Raw genomic sequence first — 25,728 nt, 5'->3', positions numbered from 1 at the left:
GTGCAGCGCCCGATAATGCAAGTCGCGTTGCTCCTGGACGTGCGGCAAGGCCACGGGATAGCGCGCGCTTGAGCCGCTCCGGCGTTACAGTTCCACCACCACTTTGCCCTTCGCCCGCCCGCTCTCCACGTAAGCCAGCGCGCCCTGGGTGTCCTGGAACGGAAACACCCGATCAATGACCGGTGCGATCGCGCCGGATTCCACAAGCGAGGTGATGGTGCTCAATTGCGCCCCATCGGCTCGCATGAAGACGAAGGTATACGTGACTCCCTTCTTCCTGGCCTTGCTGCGGATGCCGTGGCTGAGCAGGCGCATCACCTGTTTGAGCGGCCAGGCCAGCCCGCGCGATGTGGCAAAGGTGGGCGTGGGCGGGCCCGAGATGGAAATCAGATGCCCACCCGGCTTGAGGATCTGCAGCGAGCGCTCCAGTTCCTCCTTGCCCAGGCTGTTGAGCACCACGTCGTAGTCGCGCAGGTCCGCGGCGAAATCCTGCCGCCGGTAGTCGATGACCACATCCGCGCCCAGCGCTTTTACCCATCCCACGTTGGGCGTGCTGGTGGTGGTGGCAACGAACGCGCCAAGGTGTTTGGCCAGCTGGATCGCCACGGTGCCGACGCCGCCGGAGCCGGCCTGGATGAAGACCTTCTGCCCAGCTTTGAGCTGGGCGGTTTCGACCAGAGCCTGCCACGCGGTCAGCGCGACCAGCGGCAGCGAAGCGGCCTCCACCATGGTGAGGTTGGCGGGCTTGAAGGCCACGGAGGCGGCGTTGACGGCGATGAACTCGGCGAACGCGCCGATGCGGTCATCGTCGGGACGTGCATACACCTCATCGCCCGGTTTGAACTGGGAAACGCCGGCGCCCACGCGCTCCACCGTTCCGGCCAGGTCGTTGCCCAGAATCAGCGGCAGGCGATACGGCAGGATCACCTTGAATTCGCCACGCCGGATCCTGGGGTCCAGCGCGTTGACGCTGGCCGCGTGCACGCGGATGAGCACATCGCCATCGCGCAGCGCTGGCGTTGGCACGTCATCGGTGTGGCCCGTTTCGTTCTTGCCATAGCGGTCGATGAGGAAGGCTTTCATGGGCGATAGCGCTCCGCTGCCTGCGCCTGGCGGATGTCCGAGAGCAGGCCCTGGCGCGATGCCTCCAGCGTGTCCCAGCGGGCGGCCACATGCAATGGTGGAATGGTCACGGTTTCGCGGCGATCGAAGCCGACCAGGGCGGCATCGACCAGCTCGCCGACGTCCATCACTTCGGGCAACGTGTTGATGTCGATACCGGCACGCTCCCAGATCTCGGTGCGGGTGGCTGCGGGCAGCACGGCCTGCACGTAAACGCCCTTGGGCGACAGCTCCAGGCTGAGCCCCTGCGACAGGAACAGGACGAAGGCCTTGCTCGCACCGTAGACGGACATGCCGAACTCGGGCGCCAAGCCGACCACCGAGCCGATGTTGACGATCGCGCCTTCGCCGGCGTTGGCCAGCCGCGGGGCGATGGCCGCGGCCAGGCGGGTCAGGGCGACGGTGTTGAGGGTGACCAGTTGATCGATGCTGTCGGCCGACTGGTCGGTGAAGCCGCCGGACTGCGCCATGCCGGCGTTGTTGATGAGGATGCCGATGCGGGCATCGTCGTGCAGGCGGGTTTCCACGGTGGCCAGATCGGTGCGCACGGTGAGGTCGGCCGGCAGGACGTCTACGTCGACCCCGGTGTCCTGGCGCAGGCGGGCGGCCAGCGACTCCAGGCGGGCCGTGTCGCGCGCGACCAGCACCAGGTCGTGGCCGCGGCGGGCGAAGCGTTCGGCGTAGATGGTGCCGATACCGCTGGAGGCGCCGGTGATGAGGACGGTGGGAAGCTGGCTCATGGTGTGTCTCGTGGAAGGGGGCGGGCGGCCGGGGGGCGGCAGGGCGTTGTCGACGGCTTACCGGGGCGTTGTATCGGTCAACGCGGGGTAGTCCCGCCCCGGCGGTGGCGACGGCTGATAGCGTGCAGCAATGATGATGACCGTAATCTTAGATGTCAACGGTTTGATGATGGTGGTCATCTATCGTGGTAAAGTGCGCTTCACCAAGGCAGAGCGTGAAGAGAGACCGGGTCATGAAGGTCACCAAGGCACAGGCGCAGGCCAACCGGGCGCACATCGTCGACACCGCCTCCACGCTGTTCCGTGAGCGGGGCTACGACGGCGTGGGCGTGGCCGATCTGATGGCGGCCGCCGGCTTCACCCACGGCGGCTTCTACAAGCACTTCGGGTCGAAGGCCGACCTGATGGCCGAGGCGGCGAGCTGCGGCCTGGCCAAATCGGCCGAGGCCGCGACCTGCACGGACCGGGAGAGCTTCGTGCGCTACTACCTTTCCCGCGAGCACCGGGACGCGCCAGGCCAGGGCTGCACCATGGCAGCGCTGTGCACCGACGCGGCGCGTCAGCCGGCGGGGGTCAAGGCGGCCTTTGCGGCAGGCATCGAGGCGCAGCTGGCGGTTGCTTCCACGCCGGAAGAGCAGTCCGACGCCGCCACCGCCGAACAGGCGCGCGCGCGGCGGATCGCCTTGATGGCCCAGGCTGTCGGGGCGATGGTGCTGTCCCGGTCCTGCCCGGACGATTCGGCGCTGGCCGACGAGCTTCTGGATGTCTGCCGGGCGGATGTGCTGGCGCGGATGTCAGGGGCGTCTGCGCCCTGACGCGTGTCGGGCGAGCACCATGCGATGGTGAACCCATACCCGATTGGTCACTATTTGCCCGCTCTATCTGGCAGCGCTACCCTTGCGGTATGTCTATTTCAACCTCCGCAGTGCCCGATGCCGGGCGTGGCCCCGCCGAGCACGATGTGCGCACCCAGATCATCGAGGCGGCCACCGCGCACTTCAGCCATTACGGCTACGACAAGACCACGGTGTCCGACCTGGCCAAAGCCATCGGCTTTTCCAAGGCGTACATCTACAAGTTCTTTACCTCCAAGCAGGCGATCGGTGAGGTGATCTGCGCCAACTGCCTCAGCCAGATCGAACGCGATGTAGATGACGCGTTGGAAGGGATCCAGGCGCCGCCGGAGAGGCTCCGCGCGCTGTTCACCGTGATTGTGGCGTCCAGTCTTCGCCTGTTCCTCCAGGACCGGCGACTGTATGAAATCGCGGTCGCGGCCGCGACGGGCGATTGGCCCTCCGTCCAGGCGTACAAGCACCGCATCCGCCAGCGGGTGGAGGACATCGTCCAGGAAGGTCGCGCTGCCGGGGTGTTCGAGAGCACGACACCGTTGGGCGACACCAGCCGCGCCGTCTACCAGGTTCTGGTGCCTTACCTGAACCCGGTGACGCTGCCCCACGTATCGGCCCTGCATGCGGAAGCGCCTGAGGCGCTGCACCAACTGGTCCTGCGGAGCCTTGTGATTCCATCCTAGTGACTATTGACTGGATTAGTCACTAGGAACAGAATGCACCCGGATACCCCACTCCGGAAGACCGTATGCGGCGCCGTTCTGTACTCACAGCCATTTCCTGTGTTGTTCCGTTGTTCCTTGTGGCCTGCAGCAAGCCGGGTGAAAGCGACCCCCGGACCGCGCCGCCGATCGTCCGGGTGGCGCAGGTGCAGCCGGGCGCGGGAAACGCGCGCACCTTTACCGGCACCATCGCCGCACGGGTGCAGAGCGATCTGGCCTTCCGGGTGGGAGGCAAGGTCACTGAGCGCCGCGTTGAGACGGGGCAGACGGTCAAGCGCGGCGACGTGCTCTATCGGATGGATCCGCTCGACCTGAACCTGGCTGCCGCTTCCCAGCAGCAGGCCGTCATCGCGGCCCGTGCGCAGAGCGTGCAGGCCACGGCCGACGAGGCGCGCTATCGCGACCTGGCAGCCAAGGGCGTGGTGTCGCGCTCGGCCTACGATCAGATGAAGGCGGCGGCAGACGCGGCGGCTGCGCAGCTCAGGGCGGCCGACGCCCAGGCCCGGGTGGCACGCAACGCCAGTCAGTACACCTCGCTTGTTGCCGATGCCGATGGGGTGGTCATGGCCGTTCTGGCCGAGCCCGGCCAGGTAGTGGCGGCGGGGCAGATCGTCGCCCGGCTTGCCCGTGCGGGCAGTCGGGAAGCCGTGGTCCAACTGCCCGAGACGCTTCGCCCGCAGATCGGCTCGGCCGCATCGGCGTCGTTGTTTAGTGCGCGCGTTTCGATGCCGGCACGGTTGCGCGTGCTCTCCGAATCGGCAGACCCTGCAACCCGCACCTTTGAAGCCCGCTACACCCTGGAGGACGGCAACACCGCATTGCCGCTGGGGTCTACCGTGACGGTAGCGGTTGAAGGCACCGCAGGTGAGGCGGGGGGCGTTGAGGTCCCGTTGGGCGCGGTGTTTGATCCTGGCACCGGAACCGGCGTCTGGGTCATCGGGGGCGAGCCACCCAGCGCCCGTTGGACGCCGGTAGTGGTCAAGCGGCTGGGGGACGACCTGGCCCTGGTTGAGGGCGCGTTGAAAGCATCCGACCGCGTGGCCGCGCTGGGCGCGCACCTGCTCCACGAAGGGCAGGTGGTTCGTCTGGCCGATACCGCCACGGCCACCGCCACAGCGGGCAAGGGAGCCCACCCGTGAGTGGGTTCAACCTGTCGGCGCTTGCGGTGCGCGAGCGCGCCATCACGGTTTTTCTGATCTTCCTGGTCTCGGTTGCCGGCATCGTGTCGTTCTTCCAGTTGGGCCGCGCAGAAGACCCGGCATTCACCGTGAAGGTGATGACCGTGGTGACGGCCTGGCCGGGGGCCACGCCCACGGAGATGCAGGACCAGGTGGCCGAGAAGCTGGAAAAGCGCCTGCAGGAGCTGCGCTGGTATGACCGCAGTGAAACGTATACGCGTCCCGGCTTGTCGTTCACCACGCTGACCCTGCAGGACGGCACGCCCCCGTCCGCGGTGCAGGAGGAGTTCTACCAGGCGCGCAAGAAGATGGCCGACGAAGCCGCGAACCTGCCCGCAGGCGTGATCGGCCCGATGGTCAATGACGAATATGCCGATGTCACGTTTGCGCTGTTCGCATTGAAGGCCAAGGGCGAACCATTCCGCGTGCTTGCACGCGACGCTGAAACCCTTCGTCAGCGCCTGCTGCATGTTCCCGGCGTCAAGAAGGTCAACATCATTGGCGAGCAGTCCGAGCGGATCTATGTGGAACTTTCCCACGAACGCCTGGCAAACCTGGGGATCACGCCGCAGGCGGTGTTCGCGGCGCTGAACGGCCAGAACGCGTTGACGCCCGCCGGCTCCGTGGAGGCCAAGGGCCCGCAGATCTTCATCCGCCTCGACGGCGCGCTGGATCAGCTGCAGAAGATCCGCGATACCCCCATCGTTGCGCAGGGCAGAACACTGAAGTTGCAGGACATCGCCACCGTGAAGCGTGGCTATGAAGATCCGTCGACCTTCATGATCCGCAACGGGGGCGAGCCGGCCATGCTGCTGGGGATCGTCATGCGTGACGGCTGGAACGGCCTGGATCTGGGCGCCTCGCTTGACACCGAGGTCAAGAAGATCAACGACGGCCTCCCGGTGGGGATGGCCTTGGAGAAGGTCACCGACCAGGCGGTGAACATCAGCGCGTCGGTGGACGAGTTCATGATGAAGTTCTTCGTCGCGCTGCTGGTGGTGATGGTGGTGTGCTTCGTCAGCATGGGCTGGCGGGTAGGCATCGTGGTGGCAGCTGCCGTACCGCTGACGCTGGCCACTGTGTTCCTGGTGATGGCGGCCACCGGAAAGAATTTTGACCGCATCACGCTGGGCTCGCTGATCCTGGCCCTGGGGTTGCTGGTCGACGACGCGATCATTGCCATCGAAATGATGGTGGTGAAGATGGAGGAGGGCTACAGCCGGGTCAAGGCATCGGCCTACGCGTGGAGTCATACGGCAGCGCCCATGCTGGCCGGCACCCTGGTGACGGCCGTGGGCTTCATGCCCAATGGCTTTGCCCGGTCCACCGCCGGTGAATACACCAGCAACATGTTCTGGATCGTCGGCATTGCGCTGATCGTGTCGTGGGTAGTCGCGGTGTTCTTCACGCCGTACCTGGGCGTGAAGCTTCTGCCTGATCTGAAGGCAGTGGAGGGCGGTCACAGCAGCCTTTATGACACGCCGCGCTACAACCGCTTCCGGTCGATCCTGGCGCGTGTGATTGCGCGCAAGTGGCTCGCCGCAGGGTCGGTGATCGGCCTGTTCGTGCTTTCGGTGGCTGGCATGGGGGCGGTGAAGAAGCAGTTCTTCCCCATTTCCGATCGCCCGGAGGTACTGGTCGAGGTGCAGATGCCCTATGGCACCGCCATCGAACAGACCAGCCTGGCGGCCAGGAAGGTCGAAACGTGGCTGTCGGCGCAGGCGGAATCGAAGATCGTCACGGCCTACATCGGCCAGGGTGCGCCGCGCTTCTACCTCGCCATTTCGCCGGAGCTGCCGGACCCTGCGTTTGCCAAGATCGTGGTCCGCACCGACAGCCAGGAACAGCGCGATGCGCTGAAGGCGAGGCTTCGCCAGGCCGTGGCAGAGGGCCTGGCGCCCGAAGCCCGCGTGCGCGTGACGCAGCTGGTGTTCGGGCCTTACTCGCCGTATCCGGTGGCGTATCGGGTCAGCGGTCCGGATCCGGATGTCATCCGTGGCATTGCCGCCAAGGTGGAGCAGATCATGCACGCCAGCCCGATGATGCGGACCGTGAACACCGACTGGGGTGTGCGCACGCCCACGCTGCACTTCACGCTGGACCAGGACCGCCTGCAGGCGATGGGCATGACCTCGGCGTCGGTATCGCAGCAGTTGCAGTTCTTCCTGAGCGGGGTGCCGGTCACCGCCGTTCGTGAGGACATCCGGACCGTGGAGGTGGTCGCTCGATCGGGCGGGGACACGCGCCTGGATCCCGCGCGCATTGCGGATTTCACCTTGGTTGGCGCCGCTGGCCAGCGCGTGCCGCTGTCGCAGATCGGTGCCGTTGAGGTTCGCATGGAAGAGCCGGTGCTGCGTCGGCGCGACCGTGTGCCGACCATCACCGTGCGGGGTGACATCGACGATGCGTTGCAGCCACCGGACGTATCAGCGGCCATCAGCAGGCAGCTTGCGCCGCTCATCGCGTCGCTGCCTGACGGCTACGCCATTGCCCAGGCCGGTTCCATTGAAGAATCCGGTAAGGCGATGAGCGCCATGCTGCCGCTGTTCCCGATCATGCTGGCGGTCACCTTGCTGGTCATCATCCTGCAGGTGCGCTCCATCTCCGCCATGATCATGGTCTTCATGACCAGCCCCTTGGGCCTGATCGGCGTGGTGCCGACCCTGCTGCTGTTCCAGCAGCCGTTTGGCATCAACGCATTGGTGGGACTCATTGCACTGTCGGGCATCCTGATGCGCAACACGCTCATTCTGATCGGCCAGATCCACGAGAACGAAATGGCAGGGATGGCGACCTTCCACGCGATCATCGAGGCGACCGTCCAGCGCGCACGCCCGGTGATTCTGACCTCCCTGGCGGCGGTGCTTGCGTTCATTCCGCTGACCCATTCGGTGTTCTGGGGAACGCTTGCCTACACGTTGATTGGCGGCACCATCGCCGGCACCGTGATGACGCTGGTGTTCCTGCCGGCGATGTATGCCATCTGGTTCAAGGTCCGAGCGGAAACGCCCTCTGTTGCCTGAGTGCGACCGGGACCTCTTTTATATGGGAAGTGAGTTATGCGCATTGCCGAGAAAGATCGCATCGTGGTGACCGGGATGGGCGTGGTGAGCCCCCTCGGGTGCGGAGTGGAAACAGTGTGGTCCCGCCTGCTGGCGGGACGCTCCGGGATTGGCCCGCTGGGCGAGGCGCTGTCGGCCGGAACGGACTGCAACGTAGGCGGCCGCGTGCCCGACCGGGAACAGGATCCTGAGGCGGGCTTCGATTCCGGCGGCATCATCGCGCCGAAAGATCTGAAGAAGATGGACCGGTTTGTCGAGTTCGCGTTGGTGGCCGCCCACGAAGCGCTCGCGCAGGCAGAGTGGAACGCGGCCGATGAGCGTGGCCTGCTGCGAACCGCGACCGTGATTGCGACGGGCATCGGTGGGTTTGGTTCCATCGTCAATGCGGTCCACACCACCGAAAGCCGTGGGCCTGGCCGGTTGTCGCCCTTCACTGCACCCACCTTCCTGGCCAACATGGCGGCGGGGCAGGCGTCGATCCGGTACGGGTTCAAGGGCCCACAGGGCGCGCCGGTTACGGCCTGCGCGGCGGGCGTGCAGGCCATCGGTGATGCGGCGCGCCTGATCCGGTCCGGCGAAGCGGATATCGCATTGTGCGGCGGTGCGGAAGCGGCGATGCACCGCGTCAGCCTGGGCGGCTTCGCCGCTGCCAAGGCGCTCAGCACCGCATTCAACGACACACCCACAGCCGCGTCCCGCCCGTTTGACACGCAGCGGGACGGGTTCGTCATGTCCGAAGGCGCCGGGTTGCTGGTGATCGAGCGCCTGGATCACGCCCTGTCGCGGGGCGCCAGGCCGCTGGCCGAACTGGTCGGCTACGGTACGACCGCGGATGCGTACCACCTGACCGCCGGCCCTGACGACGGCAGCGGTGCACGCCGCGCGATGGAGATCGCGTTGGCGCAGGCGGGCATTTCCGCTGGGCAGGTCGACCACATCAACGCCCACGCAACCTCGACCCAGGTCGGGGATCGGGCGGAGCTTGCCGCCATGCGTGCCTTGTTCGGCACCCGTGGCGACCTTCTGATTTCCGCCACCAAGTCGAGCACCGGCCATCTGCTCGGGGCGGCAGGCGGCATCGAGGCCATCTTTACCGTGCTTGCCCTGCGTGATCAGGTCGCCCCCGCGACGCTCAACCTGGTCCAACCGGATCCGCTGGCAGAGGGGCTCTCGATCGTAGGCGGTGTGCCGCGAGAAGCGGACATCGCATACGCCCTGACCAACGGGTTCGGATTTGGCGGAGTGAATGCCAGTGCGCTGTTCCGGCGCCTGTGAGCACCGTCAGTCCAGAGGCGATGCCGCCGTCGCGCTTTTCCTGCGCGGCTACGCAGCGCCACTGCAGTTGCAGAGAAACAGCGCCGGCGGTCAGCAGATTTTGACGCGCTCTTGGCGCCTGCTGAGGATACTTTTCCGTCATTGTTCCAGAGGAGAAGGGCAATGGCCGCCAGACAAAAGACCCCGTCAAACCCCCAGGTGCTGAAGATCGAAGCGATGCCGCTGGGCTTCGGCGAAGCCGCCGTCGTGATCGAGCTGGCCGCCGAGCCACCCAAGCGCTGGTTCAAGGCGCTCAAACGGGAGATGGCGTATTCAGAGGGCTTGGAGACCGCGTCGGCGAAGTTCGACGGCTGCTTCGTTTACCTCGTCGGGCTGGATCCGGCCCTGGGAAGCGCTGTGCGCTGTGCCAGCCGATTGCTTGCAGCGGTGCAGGAAGGTCTTCAACAGAGCAGCACGGTTTCTCCAGAGATGTCGACGATGGCTGTTGACGGCGGGTCCCATCCACCTGTGTCCCTGCACATACCGCGTTCACCGATGGGTCGGAACGAAGCATCCGGGGAGATGAACATCAGGCTCTGACCCGTGTCCTGGGAAGGGCTTCCTCACGGGAAGTGTCGACACGTCGACCATGGTCGACCGGAAGGTCGATGTCCGAAACGCGCTATGGAAGGGCAGTGGCGCCGATGACGTTTCGGGCCTTGTACCCGGAGTACGTTGAACGTGATTTACGTTCAGCGTAGGTCCGGGTCATGCTTGTTGCCATGACCCGCACACCTACCTCCATCCGCTCTGTATTCGCCCGCCGCTTGAAGGCGTGCCGGGTAGATCAGGGCGCTCCCACACCCACGCCCGGCCTCCCGCCCGGCGCCGGGCGGTCCCTGACGGCCCTGTCAGCTCGGCCGCTACTGGTGCCGCATCACCGCCTCAAGATGCGCCTCCGGATCGATCATGTGCGAGTGGTCATCCTGGTCCAGCTGGATCTCCGCCCAGTGGATGACCCCGTTGAACCTGCCGCGCTCGGTCACATAGCCCTCATACACCGGCATGCCGGTGTCGATGCCCACGTCCAGGCCCTCATCGAAGGAGTAGTACAGCGGATGGGTACGCTCCACCTCGCCGGTGCCTGAAGCTTTCCCGTCGATGTACAGGGTGACCGTGCCACCGCGCCCGATGCCGCCGCCCGCGTAGGCGAATTCCACCCGCACCTGATGGCGGCCGGTGCCGATGTCGGCCTCGGACAGCACCGTCTTCCGCAGCAGTCCGCAATGGTTGTAGTGGTAGCCCAGCTTGCCGTTTTCGGCAAAGAACGACCAGCCACCGGTGCGTCCGCCCTGGGCCACGATCACGCCGTTGAGCGTGCCACTGGCGGGCGCTTCGATCTCGGCGGTTACCGCGTAGGAACGGTTCTTGACGTTGATCGCCACGTTCTCGCCCAGGCGGGTCATGCCGGGGTACAGCCGCAGGCTGTCGCCGGTGGTCAGCGTGGGACGCCCGGCAAGTTCGGGATTCATGCGTTCGGCGGCGCGATCGTCGATCGGCAGGACGTTGTGGCGAACCGCCTCGATCAGGAACAGCTGCTGCAGCTCGGCCAGCTTGTCCGGCTGCGCGGCGGCCAGGTTGTCGGCCTGGGTCCAGTCCTGGGTGGTGTCATACAGTTCCCAGACGTCCTGCGAAAAATCCACGCCCTTGGCCACCACATCCCAGGGGGTGCGGTGCTTGGTCTGCGCGGTCCACCCGTTGTGGTAGATGCCGCGGTTGCCCATGATCTCGAAGTACTGGGTGAGGTGGCGCTCCTCGGCATCGGCGTCGTTGAAGGTGTAGGCCATGGAAACGCCGTGCATCGGTACCTGGGTGACACCGTTGACCGTATGCGGCTGTGCCAGCCCGGCGAGGTCCAGGATGGTCGGCGCCACGTCGATCACGTGATGCCACTGGCTTCGCAGTTCGCCACTGCCGGTTATCCGGGCCGGCCAATGCACGATGGTGCCGTTGCGCGTGCCGCCGTAGTGCGAGGCCACCTGCTTGGTCCACTGGTAGGGCGTGCACAGCGCATGCGCCCAACCGACGGCGTAGTGGTTGTAGGCCGTGGGTCCGCCCACCTCGTCCAGGTGCTGCTGCCAGAATGCTGCGGTCTCGTACTCGGCGCCGCCGTTGGATGCGGTGGTGAGCATGAAGGCGCCGTTGATGCCGCCCTCGGCGGAGGCGCCGTTGTCGCCGATGATGAAGTACACCAGCGTGTCGTCGAGCACGCCAAGTTCCTCCAGCGCGTCGATCACGCGGCCCGTATGGTGGTCGGCGTACTCGAGGAAGGCGGCATAGACTTCCATCTGATGCGCGAGGATCGGCTTGAGTTCGGCCGGCATGTCCTCCCACGCCGGAATGCCCTCCGGCCGCGGGGTGAGCACGGCATCGGCGGGGATGACACCCAGCTCGCGCTGGCGCGCGAAGGTAGCGGTGCGCATGGCATCCCAGCCCTGATCGAACGCGCCTTTGTACTTGGCGATCCAGTCCTTCGGGACATGGTGCGGGGCGTGCGTCGCTCCGGGTGCGAAGTACACGAAGAAAGGTTTGTCCGGCGTCAGGCTCTTCTGCAGGCGGACATAGTCGATGGCCTTGTCGGCCAGGTCCGGCATCAGGTGGTAGTCCGGATCCAAAGGCGCCTCCACGGCAGAGACGCCATCGACCAGTGCGGGCGTCCACTGGTTGGTTTCACCGCCGATGAAGCCGTAGAAACGCTCGAAGCCACTGAAGGCCGGCCAATGGTCGAACGGGCCGGTTGGTCCGGACTCCCACACCGGCACTTCGTGGCACTTGCCGAACTGGGCGGTGTTGTAGCCGTTCTGGCGCAGGATTTCCGGCAGCGGCGTGACCGAGTTGGGCCGTGTTGAACGATAGCCCGGCGCGGGGGTGGCGGTCTCGGTGATGTGGCCCATGGCCACCGCGTGGTGGTTGCGGCCGGAGAGCAGCGCGGCGCGCGTGGGCGAGCACAGGGCGGTGGTGTGGAAGCGGGTGTAGCGCAGGCCGCTATTGGCCAGCCGATCGGCAGTGGGCGTATGCACGGGTCCGCCGAACGCGCTGGCGGCGCCGAAGCCAACATCGTCGAACATGATCAGCAGGACATTGGGTGCGCCGTCCGGCGGGCGCTTGGCCGTGATGGGAGGAAGCTTGACCCCAAGCTTTTTCGCGTCGAACGACAGGGGGCCCTGGTAGGCCTGGTCGGGGATCGGAAGGATGCTGCCGGGGAGTTCCTGGCTCATGGTCACGCCTCGATGGACTGAGGCCCCAGTGTGGCCAGCGGGGTCTGTGTTGGCACCCGAAAATAGACGGGCCACGGCCTAGGTAGAAGTACTGGCGGCGGCGCGCCGGATCGATTTACCGCCGGTGGCCGGCCAAGCTATCTCACCGGTTTTCCGTAGCTGTCCGAGAGCATTGCCTTGTAGGCCTCCAGAGGCTGGAGTCCCACCGCGCGCCGCCGGGCGTCGAGGGTCTGCATGTCTTCGGTGGGCTGAAGCTCCATCACGCCGTCGGCGGCGCTCTTGAACTGCGTGCCGTAACGCTGCGGCTTGCCCTGCGCGATGAGCACCCGGTCGGTCAGCAGCGCTACATCCGCGGCGTCGGCATCGCCGGTCTCGGCGGCGGTCTGCATCAACGCCAACGCCTGCGCCTGGAACGCGGGGTCATGGTCGGCGTGCTGCACGATCAGCCATGCGGCTTTGGCCCCGTCGCGGCCGACCCGCGTGGTGCCTGGCCACCCCTTTTCGGCGATCACGGCTTTCAACCAGGTTGCATTGGCTTCGCTCACCGGCGCCGTCTGCCGCCACGCATCGCCGCCACCAGCGGCGATGGCGGCATGTTGCGCGGTCTGGTCCTTTGCCTCGCGTGCGAGCAAGGCCTGCCTCAACGGCGCATCGCGCAGCGCCTCGTGCTTCTTTTCTTCGGCGATGACCCGCTGCAGCACCGCTGGCCATGCGGGATCGGCGCGCAGCGCATTCAGCCCGGGACGCTGTTTGGTCCGCAGGTCCTCCAGTGGCAGGCGACCACTGGCGAGCAGCGCATCGACGTACGCAAACGCTGCGGCATGATCGCCGGCTGCCGCCGTGCATTCGATCAGCAGCAGCTCGCCTCCGTCGGGGAAGGGGATGCCGTGCGTGTACAGGTCACTCAAGGTGGCGCCGCAGGCGGCGTAGTCGTTGTTGCCGTAGGCATCCAGCGCGGTGAAGAAGCTGGCCGGCTCGGCGGCGGCAGCCGCGGCAGCGGCGAACAGGGCGACCGTCAGCGTTGCCGCCCGGGTTGCTATGGGTCGTATTGGCCTTCCGTGCATGGGTGATCTTCCTTGGTGAACGCACCGACAACGTAGCGGCTTCAGCCCCCGGAATTCAACCTGGCGTGCGTGAGCCGAAGCGGTGCGATCACGGCGTGGGCAGTAGCAGTCGAAGAACATGCCGGTCCCTCCAGGCTGCCGGATCGTGCGGGCGGTGTGATGCCCAGGCTCACGCGCAGCACGCACGGCGTTGATCCAGGCTCCCGCACTCTGGCGCATTCGTCACTCTCCCAACGCCCGGGACAGCGCCATGGCCGATCTGCCTCCCCATCGTTACGACGTCATCATCATCGGTGGCAGCTACGCGGGCATGTCCGCCGCGCTGCAGCTGGTGCGCGCCCGCCGCAAGGTGCTGATCATCGACGGGGGGACGCCGCGCAACCGGAATGCGCGCGTCGCGCATGGTTTCCTTGGGCGGGAGGGGCTGCCGCCGGCGGATATCGCTTCCCAGGCCCGCGAAGAGTTGTTGCGCTATCCCACGTTGACCTGGCTCGCCGGTATTGCCCGTTCTGCTACGGCAACGGTACCTGCATCGAAAGAGGGCCGAACCTTCCGGGTCGAGGTGGACGCCGGCCAGGCGTTTCTGGCGGATCGGGTGATCCTGGCGTACGGCGTAACCGATGATCTGCCCGACATCCGGGGCATCGGCGAACGTTGGGGCCGGAGCGTTTTTCATTGCCCGTACTGCCACGGCTACGAGGTGTTCGAAGGGCGCATCGGGGTGATCGGCTGCGCGAAGGATGGTGGCGCGGCCCAGGCGCTGCTGCTGTGCGACTGGGGCAACATCACGCTGTTCTGCAGCGAAGCCTCCGCGAGGATCGATCCCGCACAGCGTGCACGGCTGGACGCGTGCGGCGTCGTGGTCGAATCGACCCGCGTACGCGCGGTGGAAGACAGCGCTACCGTGGTGCTCGCCGACGGGCGCCGGGTGGAGGTGGATGCGCTGTTCATTTCACCGCATTCGCGGTTGTCCAGTGATCTGGCCGAGCAATTGGGCTGCGAGCTCAAGGATGGTGGGTGCATCACCACCGATTCGGCCAAGCAGACCACGGTACCGGGCGTGTTTGCCTGCGGCGACGCGGCCCGGATGGCAGGCAGCATCGCGCTGGCAGTGGGCGAGGGGGCGCTGGCGGGCGTGGCGGTGCACCACTCCCTGATGGGGCTGCTGGAATAGCGCCCGAGGGAGATGCCGAATCGTTGGAAGAAACGCAATTGGAGCAGCCAGGCTTGTTCCATGCCGCGCTGTTGCTCAGAGGCCGAATCGCCTACGCCGGTGGAGAACACGGCGGATGGAAGGCGTGGCAGATGAAGAACACCCTGATACGGCGCTCAGCTGACCTCCCACTGCCCTCTGCCGCTGATGCGGTCAGAGAGCCGTGGGATGAGACTCAGCGGCGCGCGTCGTCGCGGGCCTTGCCCACGTCGCTCTGCACTTCACCCACACCCTTCTGGATCTTGCCTTCCACTTCCTTCGTCTTGTCGCCGGTGACCTTGCCCACGACTTCCTTGACGGTGCCCTTGACCTGGTTCTTGGCGCCTTCAGTGCGATTCTTGTCCATGGTTGACTCCATAATGTAGTTAGAGAGAGGGCCCGTGTTGCTGGGCATCTCCACCCTGACGGGGCGGCAGTGGCGCGAAGGTGAAATTCGCTGGTGACGCGGAATCCGTTCAAGCGCCGGAAAGGTTGACGCTCACGCGCGCTGCACGTCATTCATCCGCATCGCGCTCATCCCACGCATCGCCATCCCATTGCGGTGGTTCGGCGGTGGCTGCGGCATCCGGATCGACAGGTTCCAACAGCGTGTAATCGTCGCGCGCGGGATCACGAAACGCGCGGCTGACCGGATAGGCCTCCAGTGCGGGCGTAGTGGCGCGGGCGTTCAGTGCCGCGGGCGTTTTGAAGGCGCCGCCCAACCAGTCCAGTGCGGCGGCCGGTGCAATGAAGATCGGTCCATCTGGCGTGAGCGGGGCAGGGATCGCGTGGTTCGGCCCGGTCAGGACCGTGAAGCTGTCCAGCTGCTGGCCATCCTCGCTTTCCCAGTGTTCCCATAGGCCGGCGGCGAGCAGGACACGCCCGTCCTTGCGCTGCACGAACAGCGGCCATGGCGGCCGGCGCGCGCGGTCCCATTTGTAATACCCGGTCATGGGCAGCACGCACGGGCGCTGTACCCAGGCCTGCGCGTAGATGCGGCTGCGTGGCGCGCGCTCCAGCCGTGCGGTCACCGTTGTATAGGGCGTGGCCGGTTCCTTGGACCAGCGCGGCACCAGCCCCCACACCATGTCGGCCACGGCAATGGAGCCGTCGTGGTCGCGCGCCAGCACCGTGGCCACGCCGCCCTTGGCGATGTTGTAGTGGTCCGGGCCGGCGGCCAGCGTCCGCGCCAGCGCGGCAGGCAGTCCGGCGGGGAGTGACTCGGTGTCGGCGATGGCTTGTGCGAAACGGCGCATGGGCCGAGCATCCGACGATATCCGTGACGGCCTCGTAGGCAGCGCCGGCGTTGCTCACCCGGGCGCTGCCTGATGTGCACGGCCTTCATGTATCCGGATGCGGCTCGGCCAACGCGGCCCGCCGCGCCTGGAACACTTCTGGCGTCTGCGGCTTGACGAACAGGGCGACCAGCTCGGGATACTCGGCCTTCACGGCTTTCTCGATCCGGGTGATGCACGCCTCGATCTGCGGCGTGGTGCGATCATCTTCGAACTCGGCACTCAGCATCGCCACGACCTGTTCGGGTCCCATCTGCATGGTGGTCACGCCATTGGCACGGCGCAGGTCGGCATCGGTGTTGGCCACGGCGAGAATGCGCTTGGCAACGCTTGGGTGCGCCGGTTCGCCCACCAGCAGCCCCTTGGTTTCGCGTGCAAGCAGGAAGGCAGTGACCGCCAGCACACCGGCGATGCACAGCGAAGCGACGCCATCAAGGATGGGCATGTCCAGCAGCTGCGCGGCGAGCAGGCCGACCAGCGCGAAGCCCAGGCCGAGCAGGGCGGCGCTGTCTTCCAGCAGCACCGTGAACGTGGAGGGATCCTTGCTGCGGCGGAATGCCTCGAAGTAGCCCAATGAACCCTTGGTGGCGCGGAATTCGCGCAGCGCGATCCACCACGAGGTGCCTTCGAACACGAGCGAGATGCCCAGCACGATGTAGCTGATCAGGTGGTTGGTGGCCGGCTCCGGGTTGCGGATGTGCTGGATGCCTTCATACGCCGAGACGCCCGCACCGGCGGCGAACACCAGCAGTGCCACGATGAAGCTCCAGAAGTACAGTTCCCGCCCATGGCCGAAGGGATGCAGGGTGTCCGGCTTCTGCTCGGCCCGGCGCAGGCCATACAACAGCAGCAGCTCGTTGATGGTATCCACCAGCGAGTGGACGCCCTCGCTGAGCATGGCCGAACTGCCGGAGATGCCGGCGGCGACGAACTTGGCGATGGCGATGGCCAGGTTGCCGGCGAGCGCGGCATAGATCACGAGACGGGAGCCAGTCGGCTTGGCCATGGCGGAGGCGGGGGGTGGGGAGGGTGCCGCATCATCGCCAACGGCGCGTCCCGGGCGCGTGCACGTCCGGGCCTGGCAGGCCGGGCGGCAGTGCGGCGCTGAGCGGCCGGGGCTGTACCCGCCGCCCGTGGCGCGGGACAATCCGTGGCCGTGGGCAGCGGTCCGTTGCGGCTGCGGGCGTTGACATGGAGTTGGCCCCGCGTGGATTAAATTGCTCTCCCCCTACCGGCCGGCCGACCGCTGCCTGCCGTTCCCCTGCTGCTGCGATGCCTTTCAGTTCAAGGTTCGGTGACCCGATGATGTCTGTCCTTCCCTGGTCTGTCGCGCGGCTGCGCGGCGCGCGTGCCCCGGCCGTGTTGGAGCAGCGCGCATGAGTGCAGGGGTGGGGCGTTTTCCCGGCAGCACCGGCCCGATGGCCGAGCAGGTGCGTGGATGGAACTGGCGGGCGACGCCGGTGGGCCCGATCGACCAGTGGCCCAGTGCGCTGCGCAATGCGGTCAACCTGATCCTGGCCTCGCCCGAGAGCATGTACGTGGTCTGGGGCGATGACCTGACGTTCTTCTTCAACGATGCCTACAGCCCGATCCTGGGCCCGCGCCTGCAGGGGGCGCTGGGGGCGCCGCTGAGGCAGCTGTGGGCGGATGCGTGGGACGCCGTGCGCGCACCGATCGAGGCTGCCTTCGCAGGCGGGTCCTCCCGCTACGAGAACCTGCCGGTCTCGATGAGCCGCCAGGGCGTGCCTGAAGAGACCTGGTGGACATTCTCCTTCTCGCCGATCTTCCTGGACGATGGCAGTGTCGGCGGCGCGTTCTGCGTGACCAACGAGGTGACCAGCATCATCGTGGCGCAGCAGCGCCTGGCCAAGGAGAACGAGCGCCTGATCGCGCTGTTCGACAAGTCGCCGATGTTCATGGCCTTCCTCAGCGGGCCCGAGCATCGCGTCGAGCTGGCCAACCCGGGCTACCAACGCCTGGTCGGCAACCGCCACGTGCTCGGGAAGTCGATCCGGGAGGCGCTGCCGGAAATCGTCGACCAGGGTTTCATGCCGTTGCTGGACGAGGTTTACCGCACCGGCAAGCCGTACATCGGCAGCGAGATGGTCTACGACGCGCCGTTCCCGTCCGATCCCTCATCGGCCCGGCGCCTGCTGGATCTCGTCTTCCAGCCGGTGGCCGGCGAAGACGGCAGCACTGCCGGCGTGTTCGTGCAGGGCCTGGATGTCACCTCCCACATCGAGCTGCAGCGCACGATGCGGCAGGTGGAGGCGCGCAATCGCCAGATCATCGACAGTGCCAGCGACTACGCGATCGTCGCCTCGGACCTGCAGGGCAACGTGACCCTGTGGAATGCCGGCGCCGAGCACATCTTCGGCTGGACGGAGGCCGAGATGCTGGGCCAGAAGGTGGAGCGGATCTATACCCAGGAGGACATCCTGGCCGACCGCCTGCGCCACAACCAGAGCGTCTCGATCGCATCGGGCGGGGTCAGCGGTGAGCGCTGGCTGGCGCGCAAATCCGGCGGGCGGTTCTGGGCCAGCGGCGCCATGACCGTGCTGCGCGATGAAGATGGCGCCGCGCTGGGCTTCGTCAAGGTGCTGGGCGACCGGACAGAAGAGCGCCGCGCCAGCGATGCACTGGCCCATAGCGAGCGACGCCTCGGCGCGCTGGTGAGCGCCTCCTCGCAGTCGCTCTATGCGGTCACCGCCGACTGGCGCGAGATGCGCCAGATTCTGGCCACTGGACCGGTCGCGCAGGACGACAGCCTGCCCGCGCTCAGCGACTGGAAGGAGCGCTACGTACATCCGGAGGATCTGGGCCTGCTGGAGCAGGCCATCGCCCGCGCGCTGGCGCAGCGGGAGCCGCTGGCGCTGGAACACCGCAGCCTGCTCGCCGATGGCAGCGTGCGCTGGGTGCAGATGCGCGCGGTGCCGCTGCTGGACGGCAACGGCGAGATCACCGAATGGTTCGGCACTGCCTCGGACGTGACCGAGCGGCGCCTGGCCGAAGACCAGCTGCGCGAGCTGACCTTGACCCTGGAAGAGCGGGTGCAGGCGCGCAGCGCCGAGCTGCAGGTGGCTGAAGAGCGGTTGCGGCAAAGCCAGAAGATGGAGGCCGTGGGCCAGTTGACCGGCGGCCTGGCGCATGACTTCAACAACCTGCTGACCGCCATCTCGGTCGGCCTGGAGCTGCTGGAGCTGCGCATCGATCAGCGTCGCTACGATGATGTGGGCCGGTACCTGGAGATGGCGCAGTCCAGCGCGTCGCGCGCCACCGCGCTGACCCAGCGGCTGCTGGCCTTCTCCCGCAGGCAGACGCTGGCGCCGACGCCGGTGGTGGCCGATGCCCTGGTGCGCGGGATGCTGGACATCATCTCGCGCACGCTGGGGCCGTCGATCGCGATCGCCACGCAGCTCGATTCGGATCCATGGTCGGTGCTGGTGGATGTGCCGCAGATGGAGAATGCGCTGTTGAATCTGTGCATCAATGCCCGCGATGCCATGCCCGAGGGCGGCCCGCTGATCATCAGTGCGGCGAACGTGACGTTGCAGGGCGAGGCTGCGGCAGCGCTGGATACGCCCCCGGGCGATTACGTGCGGCTGGCCGTCAAGGACGCCGGAACCGGCATGGAGGCGGCGGTGATCGAGAAGGTCTTCGAGCCGTTCTTCACCACCAAGCCGATCGGGCAGGGCACCGGCCTGGGCCTGTCGATGATCTATGGCTTCACCCGCCAGTCCGGCGGCCAGGTGCGGATTGATTCGCAGGTCGGCCAGGGCACGACGGTGGAGCTGTACCTGCCACGCTTCATCGGCGAAACCGCGGCCAATGCGGTGCAGGAGACCGAGCAGGATGCGCCCGCCACATCCACGCCCAGCGTCGGGACGATCCTGGTGGTTGAAGACGAGGGGGCGATCCGCGCGCTGCTCAGCGAGGTGCTGGGCGGCGCCGGCTATCGGGTGCTGGAGGCGCCGGAGGGCGGCCAGGCGGTCGAGCTGCTCCACTCCGGGCAGCCCATCGACCTGCTGATCACCGATGTTGGCCTCACTGGCGGGCTCAATGGCCGGCAGGTCGCCGATGCAGGGCGCCAGGTGCGGCCCGGGCTGCCGGTGTTGTTCATCACCGGCTATGCGGCGTCGGCGGCGGTGGGCGCCGGGCAGCTGGAGGAGGGGATGGAAGTGCTGACCAAACCCTTCACCACTGCCGAACTGGAGCGGCGTGCGCGCGCGCTGTTGGCGACTGCAGGCAGCAGCCAGTGACGGTGTTGGCTGCGCTCAGAGCAGGGACCTGACCGAGCTCACCAGCTGTTTGAGCGTGAAGGGTTTGCGCAGCAGTTTGATGTCCTCGCCGAGAAAGTCCGGCCGGGCCCCGGCCGCCCCGGCATAGCCGGTGACCAGCAGGATGGGCATGGCCGGGTGCAGCGTGGTGGCGATCGTGGCCAGGTCGCGGCCGTCCATTCCGGGAAGCCCGACATCGGACACCAGCAGGTCGAACGGGCCGTCATGCCTGAGGCACCCCAGAGCGGCCTCGGCGTCGGCAACGTCGAGGACCTCGAAGCCATCGTCGTTGAGGATGTCCTTGGTCATCTCCCGGATGGGCGCATCGTCTTCGACGAGAAGCACGCGGCATCGTGGGTGGGAACGGGCAGCAGTCATTGCGGGCGCGGATCCTCGTGGCATGCTGCCACCTGTGCGGAGCTCCACCTTAGCGCCCGCGCGCGTTAGCCGGCCGTGCATCGCGCGCCAGCCCGGCGTCATGATCCCCGGGAGGCGCCGATGACGGCAGCCTCCTTCATTACCCTCGGTCCAAGGTCTTACCGCCCTGGGCGGGGCTCTCGTCCTGCAGGGAGGCCCGGATCGAGCGGGCCAGATCGGTGCGGGTGAACGGTTTGGCGAGCAGCGCGATGGTCCGGCCGACCGTGCCGCTTGCGTCGATATCGCGCGGATAGCCCGAGGTGAACAGGACCCGCAGCCCCGGTTTCCGGCCGATCGCCTGCTTGGCCAGTGCCCAGCCGGACATGCCCGGCATCACGATGTCCGAGAACAGCAGGTCCACGCTCACGTCCGGCCGCTCCAGCAGGCGCAGGGCGGAGGGTCCGTCATGCGCTTCGAGCACGCGGTAGCCCAGCTGGCGCAGGGTATCCACGGTGTAGGCACGGACATCGTCATTGTCCTCGGCCACCAGCACCGTGGTTTCCTCCTCCACCTCGTAGGCGTTGGCTTCCTGCGCCTCGGCCTGGCGGGTGCCGGGCAGGGCCGAGGCCGAGCGCGGGAACAGCAGGGTGATCGTGGTGCCGCTGCCTTCGATGGAGTCGAGCAGCACATGGCCACCGGACTGCTTGGCGAAGCCGTACACCATCGACAGGCCCAGCCCGGTGCCGCGGCCGACCTCCTTGGTGGTGAAGAACGGTTCGAACACCCGGCCCATCACCTCGGCGGACATGCCCTGGCCGCTGTCGCGCACCCGGATCATGGCGTATTGGCCGGGCGGCACATCCGGGTGCTGCGCTGCGTAGTCCTTGTCCAGATGGATGTTGTCGATCTCGATCGTCAGGCGCCCGCCCCCGGGCATGGCATCGCGGGCATTGACCGCCAGGTTGAGGATGGAGGCCTCCAGCTGGTTCGGGTCGATCTCCACGCACCAGATATCCGGGCTGTGCAGCATGTCGATCTGCACCAGCTCGCCCAGTGAACGCTTGAGCATGTCCTGCATGCCGCGCATTTCTTCGTTCAGGTCCACCGGCATGTTCTTCAGCGGCTGCCGGCGCGAGAACGCCAGCAGCCGCTGGGTGACGTTGGCCGCGCGCATCACGCCCTTCATCGCGTTGTCCAGCGAGCGCGAGGAATTGCCCGCAGCGTCACCCAGGCGGTCGGTCAGCATCTTGGCGTATTCGATGTTGCCGGCGATCACGGTCAGGATGTTGTTGAAGTCGTGCGCGATGCCACCGGTCAGCTGGCCGACGGCCTCGATCTTCTGGCTGTGCCGCAGCGCCTCTTCGGCCTGCCGGCGCGCGGTGGTTTCCACCGCTTCGGAGACGACCGCGGTGATCCGCGCCTGATGGTCGAACAAGGGGCGGAAGGAGAAATCGAAGGTCCGCTTGCCGGTGGGCAGGCGCAGCTCCAGCTCATGACGAGAGGCGGTGCCGGCCGCCGCCTCGAGAATGGCCGTGCAGACCACGCCAGGTACCCCGGGGGTATCGGCGAACCACGCAGACTCGCAGTAGAGGCTGCCGCGGACGTCTTCCTTGTTGGCGAGGATGGCTGCCAGCGACGCCGAATTGGTGTCGATGATGTGGCCATCCAGGGTCAGCAGGTTCTGGTGCTGGAAGCTGGATTCGAACAGCGCCTGCAGTCGGCTTTCACTGCGGTGCAGCGCCGAGGTCCGCTCGTCGACCTGGCGTTCCAGGGATTCGTTGTTGGCCCTGAGCAGCGCCTGCGCGTGCTTGAGCTCGCTGATGTCGCGCGCCATCGCGTAATAGCCGAGCACCGCGCCGTCCGGCGCCAGCTCGGGTACGCAGTCCACCTGCGCGTGGCGGGGCGTGCCATCGCTGCGCAGCGAGAGCAGGTCGAAGCTCACCTTCTCACCGAGCAGGACCCGGTCCAGGTGCTGCTGGATGCTGTTGAAGGTGTCCTCGCCGATCACCTCGCGGGTGTGCCGGCCGATCAGGCTCTCCGGCGTACGGCCGTGCCACTCGACATAGGCGTTGTTGGCGAAGCGGTAGCGATGGTCGTGACCGAAGTAGGCGATCAGCGCCGGCAGCGAATCGGTGATCAGCCTCAGCCGCTGGTGGCTCTCATGCAGCTCGGCCTCCACGCGCTGCAGCCGGCGGCGCTCCTGCGCTTCGCCGATGGCCCGGAGCACGGCATCGGGTAGGCGCTGCAGGCGTGACTTGACCACGTAATCGCGCGCACCGCGCTTGAGCGCCTGCACTGCGAGTTCTTCGGTGAGCGTGCCGGAGACGAAGATGAAGGGAATCTGGGGGGCGATCTCGCTGGCCAGGGCGAGCGCGGCGTCACCATCGAAGCCCGGCAGGACGTGGTCGGCCAGGATCACATCGAACGGCGTCGTGGTCAGGGCATCGAGCATGCCCTGGTGCGACCAGGTGCGCTCGGCGGTGAACGGCACCCCGGCGCGCTTGAGCTGCGCGGTGATCAGTTCTGCATCAAGTGCACTGTCTTCGACCATCAGGATCCTGATGGTCTTTGCTGTGGCGGCCTCAGCCATCGTGTCTACTCTTCCCGCCGAACAGCGTGCCGTGCGGTGGCGGCTGGTTGGTGATGCCCCAGAACATGCCCAGGCCCTGGATCGCTTCAAGGAATTCCTTGAAGTCCACCGGCTTGACCACGAACGCGTTGACGCCCAGCTCGTAGCTGCGGATCAGGTCCTGCTCTTCGCGCGAGGAGGTCAGCATCACCACCGGGGTGCTGCTGAGGGCACGGTCGGTACGGATTTCCTTGAGCACTTCCAGCCCGTTGAGCTTGGGCAGTTTCAGGTCCAGCAGCACGACCACCGGGCCGCCATGCATGGCCCCTTCATAACGCCCCTGGCAGCGGAGATACTCCAGCGCTTCCACGCCGTCGCGCACATGGGTCACGTCATTGAGCAACTGGCAGCGGGCGAGCGCGGCCATGGTCAATTCAGCGTCTTTCGGGTTGTCTTCTACGAGCAGGATCGGTCGCAGATCTCTCATAGGTGGTCTCCAGTAACAAAGGGAATGGTGAAATAGAATGTCGCGCCGGCGCCGACCTGGCCTCTCGCCCAGGTCCGGCCGCCATGGCGGGTGATGATGCGGTGCACGTTGGCCAGGCCGATACCGGTGCCTTCGTACTCATCGACGTGATGCAGCCGCTGGAACACGCCGAACAGCTTGTCCACGTAGCGCATGTCGAAACCACAGCCGTTGTCCTTCACGAAGAAGATGTCCTCCGTGTCGTTGCGTTCATGCCCGACCTCGATGCGTGGCTCGGGCGTGTCGCGGGTGAACTTGATCGCATTGGCCAGCAGGTTCTGCCAGACCAGCCGCAGCATGCCGGGGTCGGCCTGCACCTTGGGCAGCCCCGCGATCTGCCAGTCGATGGCGCGCCCGGCGTACTCCATGTCGAGTTTGTGGCGCACGTCTTCCACCAGGGCGGTCATGTCCATCGCGATCTGGCCCATCGTCGAGCGGCCCATCTGCGAGAAGCTGAGCAGGTCATCGACCAGGGTCCCAGCCGATTTTGCCGACTCCACGATGGTGTCGAGAAATCTCTTTTCTGAATCGTTCAATCTTTCGCCGGCCGAGGACCACAGCAGTTCCGAGTAACCGACGATATGACGGAACGGGGCGCGCAGGTCATGGCTCACCGAGTAGGAGAACGCTTCGAGTTCCTTGTTGCTGCGCAACAGCTGCTCGTTCAATGCCGCCATCTCTTCGGCCTTGCGCAGCACGATATCCACGATGGCCGTGCGCAGTTCCAGCGCAGCATCGCGGTCCACGTCGTTCCAGGGCAGCGACTGCTGGCGCACGGTCTGCTTCCAGCCCTCGAAGGAGGTGCGCGGCGACAGGGGCTGTCCGGTCTCTTCCTTGCGCGGGTCGCCGCCCCAGCGCACGGTGCGGACCACTTCGGGACGGAACCAGATCACGAAGCTGTCGTGGATCTGCGAGATCGAGATGGCCAGCACGCCGCTGGCCACGCCGGCGAAGGCTTCGGCCTCCTTCCAGTCCAGCGGCAGGGTATCGGTGCAGAAGATGTCGCCCTCGATCTGTTGCGCGGTCAGCCATTGCACCAGCTGCATCACGTGGCGCTGGCCGGGGCACTGGCCATGCAGGATGCACTCGCCACGGTGCACGATCGCCGCGCCGGTGGACTGGGTGAGCGCGAGCAGGCTCTGCTGGTCGCGGCCGAGTGCGGCCATGAAGTCGGTGTCACCGGCCATCCGCCCGAGCAGCCGGACCTGGATCGCGCGGCGTGCGATGCGCTCTTCGACCAGGACCGCGCGCTGTTTCACCGCGATCTGCAGCGACAGGATCTGACCGATGAACTCGCAGGCCGTACGTACGTGGTAGGGCACCCGGCGGGCGACCTGGTTGTGACAGGAAATCAGGCCCCACAGCTCGCCCTCGGACAGCACCGAGACCGACATCGAGGCGCCCGTGCCCATGTTGCGCATGTACTGCAGGTGCACCGGGGAGACGCTGCGCAGCATGGCCGGGCCCAGATCGATGGGCGCCGCATCGGCGAGGGCCGGTACGCGCACCAGCGGCACGGGGGTGTAATGGCTGTCGGCGATCAGGCGGACGCGGTTCTGCCGGTACAGATCGCGCGCCTGGGCGGGGATGTCCGATTCCGGGAAGCGCAGGTCGAGGTAGGAGGGCAGCACGTCGTTGCGGTCCTCGGCCACCACCGCGCCGTTCCAGTCCTTGTCGAACTGGTAGATCATCGTGCGGTCGAAGCCGGTCAGCTCGCGGATATGCGTGGCAGCGAGTTCGCACAATGCCTGGGTCGTCGGCGCGTGCTCGATGGCGGCCATGAAGCGGCGGATCGAGGGATACAGGTCCTCCAGCGAGCCCGGTTCGCCCGGCACCGGGGCCTCCAGCTCGATGATGACGTCATCACCGATCCGGTGGGCCACGGTGTGGTGGTTGCCCGCCGTGCCCACCGGGTGCGCGCCCAGGAAATGCGAGGCACCCTCCTGCAATGCCTCCAGCACCGGCCTGCATGGCGCCAGAGTGCCGGCCAGCACCTGCTCCAGCGGCTGGCCCAGCGGATCGCCAAGCGCCTCCAGCAGGCCCGGCTCGGCCACCGCGCGGGCGTTGACCGTCAATGTCGTGTGATCGAGGACCAGGATCAATCCGTACGGCTGGATGGCACCGGGGGTACGGATCGGCTCACGCGCGCAGCTGGACAGATCCAAGGCGCTTGCGCCGGAATTCCTCGAGGACATTCATTGACTCCTGATCTTTACCAGTACTGGCCACCGCACGAATGGCACG

Annotated in this window: 19 protein-coding genes; 8 read left to right on the top strand and 11 right to left on the bottom strand. The window is 66.6% G+C overall.

Annotated elements, in window-relative coordinates; translation table 11 throughout:
• Positions 1-84 precede the first annotated feature (84 nt).
• Both BIZ42_RS01915 and BIZ42_RS01910 read right to left on the bottom strand, forming a co-directional pair.
• Entirely contained in the window at positions 85-1,083 is a 999-nt protein-coding gene (locus BIZ42_RS01915) for an NADP-dependent oxidoreductase (protein ID WP_070425386.1), read from the bottom strand.
• Positions 1,080-1,862, bottom strand: coding sequence for an SDR family oxidoreductase (locus BIZ42_RS01910; RefSeq protein ID WP_070425385.1), 783 nt, complete (start codon positions 1,860-1,862; stop codon positions 1,080-1,082). Before BIZ42_RS01910 ends, BIZ42_RS01915 begins: the two co-directional genes overlap by 4 nt.
• A gap of 233 nt (positions 1,863-2,095) precedes the next feature.
• Here BIZ42_RS01910 and BIZ42_RS01905 point away from each other — a divergent pair, with 233 nt between their 5' ends.
• The 6 genes from BIZ42_RS01905 to BIZ42_RS01880 all read left to right on the top strand — a co-directional run bounded on the left by BIZ42_RS01905 (position 2,096) and on the right by BIZ42_RS01880 (position 9,526).
• A complete protein-coding gene (locus BIZ42_RS01905; RefSeq protein WP_070425384.1) occupies positions 2,096-2,677 on the top strand; it encodes a TetR family transcriptional regulator in 582 nt (193 codons plus the stop codon).
• Between the two features lie 146 nt (positions 2,678-2,823).
• Entirely contained in the window at positions 2,824-3,393 is a 570-nt protein-coding gene (locus BIZ42_RS01900; protein ID WP_237393549.1) for a TetR/AcrR family transcriptional regulator, read from the top strand.
• Between the two features lie 65 nt (positions 3,394-3,458).
• Positions 3,459-4,571: an efflux RND transporter periplasmic adaptor subunit gene (locus tag BIZ42_RS01895; RefSeq protein ID WP_070425382.1), complete on the top strand. Its 1,113-nt coding sequence runs from the start codon at positions 3,459-3,461 to the stop codon at positions 4,569-4,571.
• On the top strand, positions 4,568-7,633 hold the full coding sequence (locus tag BIZ42_RS01890; RefSeq protein WP_070425381.1) for an efflux RND transporter permease subunit: 3,066 nt from the start codon (positions 4,568-4,570) through the stop codon (positions 7,631-7,633). The genes BIZ42_RS01895 and BIZ42_RS01890 overlap by 4 nt, the downstream gene beginning before the upstream one ends.
• A 36-nt stretch (positions 7,634-7,669) precedes the next feature.
• A complete protein-coding gene (gene fabF, locus BIZ42_RS01885) occupies positions 7,670-8,947 on the top strand; it encodes a beta-ketoacyl-ACP synthase II (protein ID WP_070425380.1) in 1,278 nt (425 codons plus the stop codon).
• Positions 8,948-9,109: 162 nt separating this feature from the next.
• Complete coding sequence (locus BIZ42_RS01880; protein WP_070425379.1) at positions 9,110-9,526, top strand: hypothetical protein; 417 nt, start codon at positions 9,110-9,112, stop codon at positions 9,524-9,526.
• Between the two features lie 323 nt (positions 9,527-9,849).
• Here BIZ42_RS01880 and BIZ42_RS01875 read toward each other — a convergent pair whose 3' ends face one another.
• Positions 9,850-12,204, bottom strand: a complete 2,355-nt coding sequence (locus tag BIZ42_RS01875) for an arylsulfatase (protein ID WP_070425378.1) — start codon at positions 12,202-12,204, stop codon at positions 9,850-9,852.
• Between the two features lie 137 nt (positions 12,205-12,341).
• Entirely contained in the window at positions 12,342-13,388 is a 1,047-nt protein-coding gene (locus BIZ42_RS01870; protein WP_237393548.1) for a DUF6624 domain-containing protein, read from the bottom strand.
• A 130-nt stretch (positions 13,389-13,518) separates the two neighbouring features.
• On the opposite strand from BIZ42_RS01870, the gene BIZ42_RS01865 reads away from it, so the two are divergent.
• Positions 13,519-14,442: an NAD(P)/FAD-dependent oxidoreductase gene (locus tag BIZ42_RS01865; protein ID WP_070425376.1), complete on the top strand. Its 924-nt coding sequence runs from the start codon at positions 13,519-13,521 to the stop codon at positions 14,440-14,442.
• A 214-nt stretch (positions 14,443-14,656) separates the two neighbouring features.
• Here the strand turns inward: BIZ42_RS01865 and BIZ42_RS01860 are convergent, their stop codons facing one another.
• The 3 genes from BIZ42_RS01860 to BIZ42_RS01850 all read right to left on the bottom strand — a co-directional run bounded on the left by BIZ42_RS01860 (position 14,657) and on the right by BIZ42_RS01850 (position 16,761).
• The gene (locus tag BIZ42_RS01860) at positions 14,657-14,827 is read right to left on the bottom strand and encodes a CsbD family protein (RefSeq protein WP_019184192.1); all 171 of its coding nucleotides are present in this window, start codon (positions 14,825-14,827) and stop codon (positions 14,657-14,659) included.
• A 148-nt stretch (positions 14,828-14,975) separates the two neighbouring features.
• Positions 14,976-15,716, bottom strand: a complete 741-nt coding sequence (locus BIZ42_RS01855; RefSeq protein ID WP_070425375.1) for an SOS response-associated peptidase — start codon at positions 15,714-15,716, stop codon at positions 14,976-14,978.
• 85 nt (positions 15,717-15,801) lie between these two features.
• On the bottom strand, positions 15,802-16,761 hold the full coding sequence (locus BIZ42_RS01850) for a cation diffusion facilitator family transporter (protein WP_046273381.1): 960 nt from the start codon (positions 16,759-16,761) through the stop codon (positions 15,802-15,804).
• A 370-nt stretch (positions 16,762-17,131) separates the two neighbouring features.
• Here BIZ42_RS01850 and BIZ42_RS01845 point away from each other — a divergent pair, with 370 nt between their 5' ends.
• Positions 17,132-20,014: a PAS domain-containing protein gene (locus tag BIZ42_RS01845; protein ID WP_070425374.1), complete on the top strand. Its 2,883-nt coding sequence runs from the start codon at positions 17,132-17,134 to the stop codon at positions 20,012-20,014.
• A 15-nt stretch (positions 20,015-20,029) separates the two neighbouring features.
• Here BIZ42_RS01845 and BIZ42_RS01840 read toward each other — a convergent pair whose 3' ends face one another.
• The 4 genes from BIZ42_RS01840 to BIZ42_RS01825 all read right to left on the bottom strand — a co-directional run bounded on the left by BIZ42_RS01840 (position 20,030) and on the right by BIZ42_RS01825 (position 25,679).
• Positions 20,030-20,410: a response regulator gene (locus BIZ42_RS01840; RefSeq protein WP_070427419.1), complete on the bottom strand. Its 381-nt coding sequence runs from the start codon at positions 20,408-20,410 to the stop codon at positions 20,030-20,032.
• 139 nt (positions 20,411-20,549) lie between these two features.
• Positions 20,550-22,979, bottom strand: coding sequence for a hybrid sensor histidine kinase/response regulator (locus tag BIZ42_RS01835; RefSeq protein ID WP_070425373.1), 2,430 nt, complete (start codon positions 22,977-22,979; stop codon positions 20,550-20,552).
• Entirely contained in the window at positions 22,972-23,445 is a 474-nt protein-coding gene (locus BIZ42_RS01830) for a response regulator (protein ID WP_019184186.1), read from the bottom strand. The genes BIZ42_RS01835 and BIZ42_RS01830 overlap by 8 nt, the downstream gene beginning before the upstream one ends.
• On the bottom strand, positions 23,442-25,679 hold the full coding sequence (locus BIZ42_RS01825; RefSeq protein ID WP_070425372.1) for an ATP-binding protein: 2,238 nt from the start codon (positions 25,677-25,679) through the stop codon (positions 23,442-23,444). Before BIZ42_RS01825 ends, BIZ42_RS01830 begins: the two co-directional genes overlap by 4 nt.
• Between the last annotated feature and the right edge of the window lie 49 nt (positions 25,680-25,728).

Origin of the sequence: Stenotrophomonas sp. LM091, from assembly GCF_001806305.1 — a bacterium.
In the GTDB taxonomy this organism is placed as follows: domain Bacteria; phylum Pseudomonadota; class Gammaproteobacteria; order Xanthomonadales; family Xanthomonadaceae; genus Stenotrophomonas; species Stenotrophomonas bentonitica_A.
The sequence above is the reverse complement of the archived record's forward strand: the minus strand, read 5'-3'. Positions and strand labels throughout refer to the sequence as shown.